The sequence below is a fragment of the Rhodococcus sp. LB1 genome (assembly GCF_001583455.1).
In the GTDB taxonomy this organism is placed as follows: domain Bacteria; phylum Actinomycetota; class Actinomycetes; order Mycobacteriales; family Mycobacteriaceae; genus Rhodococcus_F; species Rhodococcus_F opacus.
In genome coordinates this window covers 1-6,741 of record NZ_LTCZ01000160.1, presented here as the reverse complement: position 1 = coordinate 6,741, position 6,741 = coordinate 1, and the positions used below count along the sequence as shown (strand labels likewise).

Sequence of the window (6,741 nt, the reverse complement as noted above, 5' to 3'; positions counted from 1 at the left end):
TCGTCGGGGTCCTTGGTGTCCAGGACCAGTGGGATCGAGTTCAGTCCGGCGAAGTTCTTGAACAGGGCGGACTTGCCCTCCATCACGGGAAGGGAGGCGCGGGGGCCGATGTCCCCGAGGCCGAGCACCGCGGAGCCGTCACTGACGACGACCACGAGGCGGCTGGTCCAGGTGTACCGGTCGGCGAGGGTTTCGTCGGCGGCGATGGCGCGGGAAACCTGCGCGACGCCGGGGGTGTAGGCGATGGACAGGGCGCGCTGGGTATCGAGGGCGGTCGTGGTCTCGACCGAGAGCTTCCCCCCGATGTGGCCGGCGAAGATCTCCTCGTCGGTCAGCTCGACCTTCTGCGGTGTGGTGGGTTCGGACACGATGGACACGATGACACTCCTGCTAAGTCCAGGCTCACTCGGGGCCGGGTTACTGAGAAGTAACCGTGAGGATCGGCGCTGATCTTCACAGTTACTCCACGAACGACAACTGAGGGTGAAGCTTCCGGGGTGCGCGATCACGATGGCCGCAGAACTTCCGAAGCGTCATGGCACGGGCGGGTGAGCCCTGGCAACACTGCCATAAAACCCCCGCCGAAGGGCGGTGGCGCCGACGTCGGAGTGGTGCTAAGTCTGGCACGAATATCGATGCACAATCAAATTGCCACGAGAGTCAGATGTCTCACGTTTTCTGGCCTCTACCTGTGAGAATAAGTTACCGATGGGTCACTGTGAGAGCCGGTTTCACATAACGCGCCGAGCGTCCGTCAACCCCACCACTGGGTAGCCAGCAGAAGCGCCGCCGCCGCGAGGACGGCGACGGATGCGACCACTGCGACGAGACCGTCGCGGCGGTCCGCAAACCTTTGCGCCACGATCACGAACACGGACGCGGCCACGTGCGCGGTGATGGAGATCGTCCCCGGGCCGGGGAAGCCCCGGCCGCCGCCCACGTAGGCGGAGCCGATCACGACCAGGCAGAGGATCACCACTCCGGCGGCGACGGCCCCGCTGAGGGCGCGCAGCGTGCGGACCACGAGAGGGCTGCGGCGCGGTTCGGTGGCCGTCACCGTCCTCGGGAGGGTGGGACCGTAGGGGTCGTACCGCTCGGACTCGTGCGTGTTCACGCCGAGACCACCTGCACCCCGGATGCTTTCGATACGAGGGTGTCGAATTCGTCGGTGTCCGTCGTGAACTCGCCGAGCCGGATGGCCTTGTTCGTGCCGTGGTAGTCGGAGGAGCCGGTGACGACCAGACCGAGTTCGTCGGCCACTTCCTGGAGTACCCGAGCGTCGTCCGCCGAGTGGTCGGGGTGATGCACCTCGAGCCCGTGCAGACCGGCTCCCGCCAGGTCTCGGACGTGATCGAGTGACAGCAGCCGTCCCCTCGTGCGGGCACGTCCGTGGGCGAGAACGCTCACGCCCCCGGCCTCCGCCACCAGTTGCACGGCGTCGTCGAGGGGGGTGTCCGACTTGTCGACGAAGTACCGGCCGCGTGGGGCCAGCAGATCCACGAACGCCTCACCGACGCTGCCGACCACACCGGCGCGCATCAGGGCCCGGGCCAGGTGCGGGCGCCCCGCCGCGGGTCCCGCCTCCGCGAGCACCTCGTCGGCATCGATGGGAAGGCCGTCCTCCATCATCAACTCGGCCATCGCGCGGATTCGCACAATCCGCTCGTTCCGCAATCGCTCCCGTTCGCGTGCGAACGCCGCGTGCGCGGGATCGAACAGGTAGGCGAGGAGATGCACCGCGACCGGGCGTCCGTCCTCACCGCGCCCCTCGCAGGACATCTCCATGCCGCGCACCAGCGCGAGCCCCGCGGGCAACGCCGCGACCGCTTCGGCCCACCCCGCCGTCGTGTCGTGATCGGTGATCGCCACGATGTCGAGTCCCGCCGACCCCGCGGCGCGCACCAGGTCCGCCGGGCTGTCGGTTCCGTCGGAGGCCGTCGAATGGGTGTGGAGATCGATGAGCACCAGACCAGTCTGTCAGGTGTCGCGGCACGGGGTCCGAGCGTGCGCCCCGGAAGCCTGGCGTGTCGTGCGACGCCGTCGGCCCGGAGCGGGGCTGACGTACGATTCACCAGCAGCGTTTCCGACTCGACGGTGAAGGGAGGGCCCCGTGCCGTCTGTGCCCTCGCTCCCCAAGCGCGGCAGCGACAAGGATCAGCGCAGCGGTGACAGGGACCCCGGCCCCAGGATCCGCATCCCGACCGCGCGCGCCATCGTCGATTGCGGTGTGTACGTCGACGGCACGAGGCTCCCCGGCAAGTACACGCACCAGGCCGCGATGGCCGAGGTCCGCACACGGGGCGAAGGGTTCGTGTGGGTCGGGCTGCTCGCCCCCGACGAGGGGCAGATGGAGAGCGTGGCCGAGACATTCGGGCTGCATGAATTGATGGTCGAGGACGCCGTCCACGCCCACCAGCGGCCGAAGCTGGAACGCTACGACGACGTGCTGTTCCTGGTACTGAGGACGGTCAATTACGTGCCGCACGAGTCGGTGGCCACCGCCAGCGAGATCGTCGAGACCGGCGAGATCATGGTGTTCGTCGGCGCCGACTTCGTCATCACCGTGCGGCACGGTGACCATTCCCCGCTCGCGAACGTCCGCCATGCGCTGGAGGCGAACCAGGAGCGGCTCGCCCTGGGTCCGTACGCGGTGCTGCACGCGGTCGCGGACCACGTGGTGGACACGTACCTCGAGGTCACCCAGGCCATCGAGGAGGACGTCGACGGCATGGAGGAGGCGGTGTTCAGTCCGCGCAGCAGCGTCGCGGTCGAACACATCTACCTTCTCAAGCGCGAGATCGTCGAACTCCGCAAGTCGGTGAACCCGCTGTCCAATCCGCTGCTCCGGCTGACGCGATCCCCGGGCAATCCGGTGCCGAAGGAGATCCGCCGCTACTTCCGCGACGTCCTCGACCACCACACCACCGTCGCCGAGCGGATCGCCGAATACGACGAGGTCCTCAGTTCACTCGTCGATGCCGCCCTCGCGAAGATCGCCGTGCAGCAGAACACCGACATGCGCAAGATCTCGGCGTGGGTGGCCATCGCGGCCGTGCCGACGATGATCGCGGGCATCTACGGCATGAACTTCGACAACATGCCCGAACTACATTGGCAGTACGGCTATCACGGCGTGGTGTTCGTGATCGCGTCGGTGACGGTGGGCCTGTTCGTCACGTTCCGCCGGAACCACTGGCTCTAGAGGGACGCTGCTCCGCGGTGCGGATCGCGGACGTCGATGCCCGCCTCCGCCCAGGCGTCGCGCAGTGCGCCGGCGCCGCGCAGTCGGACCCACGCCGCCTCGGTGCCGGTGATCGGCACGACCGCGAGGAACCGCACGGCCTCCGCGGGTTCGGGCAGCGGGAGGTCGGGGATGGTCGACTCACCGAGCAGCACGGCGGTGAACGGTGTGTCCTTCCACAGCGGCTCCCCCACGTCGAGCAAGGCGTCCTCGACGAGAACCACGCCTTCCACCGAGGGCGCCGCCGCCAGGACCGCGAGTGTGCGCGCCACTCCCGACGCCACCCCGGCCCCGCCGCGCAGGGTGAGGATCAGTTCGGCGCGGGGGCCACGGAGAGGGTCGGCCACCAGCTCGCCGGGGTCGCCCATCGGGTGCCGGGAGCACCCCAGGGTCACATAGCGAACCAGATCCTCGTCGTCGGGTGCGAACCGCAGCACGTCCAGCGGCTCGACGCCCAGGAACGTCACCGATGCCGCAGTCGGCTCCGGTCCCCCGATCTGCCCCAGCAGGTGCGCGCGAACAGAGGCCACAACGCTGTCAGTCACCCCGCAATCAAACCACCGAAGCCGCTCACCCGTCCTCCGGCCTCGCGAGCCGGTAGCGTCGGAGCATGGTCTCGGTACTCGCAGTGTCCGACGAGACGATCGAGTCGCTGTGGAGTTCGCAGGTGCGTGCCATGGACGTCGACCTGATCCTCGGTGCGGGCGATCTCCCGTTCGACTACCTGGAATACCTGATCGACGCGCTCGACGCGCCGTGCGTCTTCGTGCCGGGCAACCACGACGCCGATCTGTCCGGCTACTCCGCGGGACGTGTCGGATGGATGCGGGCGGGTCTGCCCTCGGCGTGGCCGGGACCCTGCGGCGCGGTCAACGCAGACGGCCGGATCGTGCGGATCGCGGGCCTGCGCATCGCGGGCCTGGGTGGGTCGATCCGCTACAACGACGGCCCCAATCAGTGGACCGAGCGGCAGCAGCGGCGGCGGGCGCGCAACCTGGCTCTGACGAGTGCGTGGCACGCACGCCGCTCGGGTGTGTCCGGCGTCGACGTGCTGCTCACGCACAGCCCACCGCGCGGAGTGGGCGACCAGGAGGATCCACCGCACCGGGGTTTCGAATGCTTCGAGACCCTGGCGGGCAGGTTGCAGGCCCGCGTCATGATTCACGGGCACGTCCACCCGTACGGCCGGGCGGCCGAGGACCGCACGCTCGGCGCGACCACGGTGATCAACACCGTGGGATTCACCCTGATGGAGTTGGCCCCGGGCGCCGACCCCACCATCGTCAGGCGCAGGCATGGCACGTGACACCGGGTTCCCCGCCGCCGACGCGGAGAACGATTTCACCCGCCAGCGTCGTCGCGCCGAGTTGTCGCGGCTGGTCAGCTGGCTTCGCCGCGAACCGGACGACGTCAACGAGATCCTGCCTTTCGACGAGGTGGTCGCGGCCGTCGGCCGGGTCGGGGAACGATCGCTCGGACTGCAGGTGATCCCGGTCAACTCGATCGTCGGGAGCGTCGACCGGACCCGCGACTTCGACCGGTTCTTCCGGCCCACGTCCACCCGCGTGCGCGAGCGCTGGCAACGGCTGGCGGCCGCGCAGCGCCGGGGCGAGTCGGTGCCGCCGATCCAGGTGTATCGGATCGGGTCCATGCACTTCGTCAGCGACGGCCACCACCGTGTCTCCATCGCGTACGCGATGCATTGGAGCACGATCGACGCCTACGTCACAGAGATCCAGACCAAGATCTCCCCCGACGGGATCGCGCAGCGCGGCGACCTGGTCATCAAGGATCACCGCCGCTTGTTCCTCACGCGGGTGCCGTTGAGCGGGCCACAGCGGGCGGCCGTTTTCGTCACCGACCCCTGGGAGTACGCGGAGATCAGCCAGAGCGTCGAGGCGTGGGGCTTCCGGCTCATGCAGGAGGTGGGCGAATTCCTCAGCCGTGAGACCGTGGCGCGGCGCTGGTTCGGTGAGGAGTTCCTGCCGGTGGTCCGGATGCTGCGGGCCGCCGAGATGCTGCCCGACCACACCGACGCCGAGGCCTACCTGTGGGTGGCGCGCGAGCGGTACCGCCTTGTGCGCCAGCATGTCTGGAACGACGAGATCATCGCCGAGCTCAGTCACCTCGCACCGCGCAGGCACAAACCGGCTAGCCCGTGAACCGCACGACGCGCTCGGGCGCGTCGGGGTGCGCGAACTTCAACAGTCGCCTGCCCTCCGCCTCGATCGCGGTGCGGTGCGTCTTCGCGATCTTCGCCAACGGCTCCACGTCGAGTACCGCACGGGACTTCTCGACCACCGTCGTGGTGAAGGCCGCGACCCTGCCGTTCACCAGGACGGCAGGTTTGATGATGCCGTTCTGGGTGAAGACCTTCTTCCGCACGTCGTCGTCGAGGAGGCGTCCGCGGTCCGCGTGCGAGAGCAGCACGTTGTCGAACGGCGCGAGGATACGGACGGGGGCGGGGGTGCCCGGGTCCGGCCGGGGTGCGTCGGGAAGGTCGAACAGTTCCGGTCCCGATTCCCCCGCGAACACCCGGAGTTCCGGTCGCAGCCGGTCCAGGACCTCACCGAGCCGGGTCAGTCCCGACCAGGCCTGGGCGTCCCGCGCGCTCGCGGGGCCGAACGCGGCGAGGTAGCGCAACAGCATCGTGTCGATGGACGGCGCGGCGGACAGTGGACGACCCACCCACGACTCCAGCGTCGACAGCGCCGGCTGCCCCGACCTGCCCCAGAGCCCGCGCGGCGGAACCTGGACCATCGGGACCAGTCCCCGCACGCCGTGGGCGAGCGCGGCGCCGTCGCGGCCGGGGAACCGCTCCTCGAGCAGGGGCCGCATCTGCGATTGCGTGCGGGGTTCGTCGCGCACCAGTTCGCGTCCCGCGGCGGCGAGGGCGCCGAGGTCGATCCCGTCGAGACTCGACCGGTACTGCGTGTTGGTGTGGAGGTCGCGGTCGAGCAGCGGTTGCGTGAGCGGACGGAACGAGAGCGCGTCCGAGGCCGACAGGGCGAACACGGTCCCGCGCATCGCGACCATCCGCACCACCGCGCGATTCTCGATGAGGTCCGACAGCGACTCGGCGCGGAATCGTGTCAACCGCGCCCACAGTGCGAAGTACGGCGGGGCCGGTGCCTGGGCCTGCAGTCCGCACAGGTGCTCGATCATGTCGAGGGCGGACGCGTCCGACCGGCTCAGCAGCGATTGCCGGGCCAGTGTCGCCCGGCCCAGTGCTCGATTCGACATGCGGTCGGACGCCACCGTGAACCCCCTCGTTAGTTAGCCCCAGTACCGTATTTGATTACGCCCGTTCACCGACCCCTACAGGAGGACCCCATGGCCGCCGGATCGACAACCGCAGCCAGGGCTCTCCTGCCGGTCATGTGCTTCGTCGTGATGATTGTCGCCGTTCTGCAGACGTTGGTGGTGCCGATCGTCGGGACCATCGGTGCGCAACTCGACGTCGGCCCCACCGCCGTCGGTTGGCTCCTCACCGCGAACCT

Annotated in this window: 7 protein-coding genes and 2 pseudogenes; 4 read left to right on the top strand and 5 right to left on the bottom strand. The window is 69.0% G+C overall.

Annotated elements, in window-relative coordinates:
- The 3 genes and pseudogenes from AZG88_RS22310 to AZG88_RS22300 form a co-directional block, all read right to left on the bottom strand.
- Positions 1-377: pseudogene (locus tag AZG88_RS22310) on the bottom strand (NADP-dependent malic enzyme); the annotation flags it as partial.
- A 377-nt stretch (positions 378-754) separates the two neighbouring features.
- Positions 755-1,114 (bottom strand): hypothetical protein, encoded by a 360-nt coding sequence (locus AZG88_RS22305; protein ID WP_005239311.1) that lies wholly within the window; start codon positions 1,112-1,114, stop codon positions 755-757.
- Positions 1,111-1,965 carry a PHP domain-containing protein gene (locus tag AZG88_RS22300; RefSeq protein ID WP_025432196.1) on the bottom strand — a complete coding sequence of 285 codons (855 nt, stop codon included), beginning with the start codon at positions 1,963-1,965 and terminating at the stop codon, positions 1,111-1,113. The genes AZG88_RS22305 and AZG88_RS22300 overlap by 4 nt, the downstream gene beginning before the upstream one ends.
- A 145-nt stretch (positions 1,966-2,110) precedes the next feature.
- On the opposite strand from AZG88_RS22300, the gene corA reads away from it, so the two are divergent.
- Positions 2,111-3,202, top strand: a complete 1,092-nt coding sequence (gene corA / locus AZG88_RS22295; RefSeq protein ID WP_025432195.1) for a magnesium/cobalt transporter CorA — start codon at positions 2,111-2,113, stop codon at positions 3,200-3,202.
- Here corA and AZG88_RS22290 read toward each other — a convergent pair.
- Positions 3,199-3,786: a suppressor of fused domain protein gene (locus tag AZG88_RS22290; RefSeq protein ID WP_005239304.1), complete on the bottom strand. Its 588-nt coding sequence runs from the start codon at positions 3,784-3,786 to the stop codon at positions 3,199-3,201. The genes corA and AZG88_RS22290 overlap by 4 nt on opposite strands.
- Before the next feature lie 65 nt (positions 3,787-3,851).
- On the opposite strand from AZG88_RS22290, the gene AZG88_RS22285 reads away from it, so the two are divergent.
- On the top strand, positions 3,852-4,547 hold the full coding sequence (locus AZG88_RS22285) for a metallophosphoesterase family protein (protein ID WP_005264659.1): 696 nt from the start codon (positions 3,852-3,854) through the stop codon (positions 4,545-4,547).
- Complete coding sequence (locus AZG88_RS22280) at positions 4,537-5,403, top strand: hypothetical protein (protein WP_005239302.1); 867 nt, start codon at positions 4,537-4,539, stop codon at positions 5,401-5,403. Before AZG88_RS22285 ends, AZG88_RS22280 begins: the two co-directional genes overlap by 11 nt.
- Here the strand turns inward: AZG88_RS22280 and AZG88_RS22275 are convergent.
- Positions 5,393-6,499, bottom strand: a complete 1,107-nt coding sequence (locus tag AZG88_RS22275) for a winged helix DNA-binding domain-containing protein (RefSeq protein ID WP_082833422.1) — start codon at positions 6,497-6,499, stop codon at positions 5,393-5,395. The two genes, AZG88_RS22280 and AZG88_RS22275, sit on opposite strands and share 11 nt — an antisense overlap.
- A 75-nt stretch (positions 6,500-6,574) precedes the next feature.
- Here AZG88_RS22275 and AZG88_RS51900 point away from each other — a divergent pair.
- Positions 6,575-6,741 (top strand): annotated as a pseudogene (locus AZG88_RS51900) (MFS transporter); the annotation flags it as partial.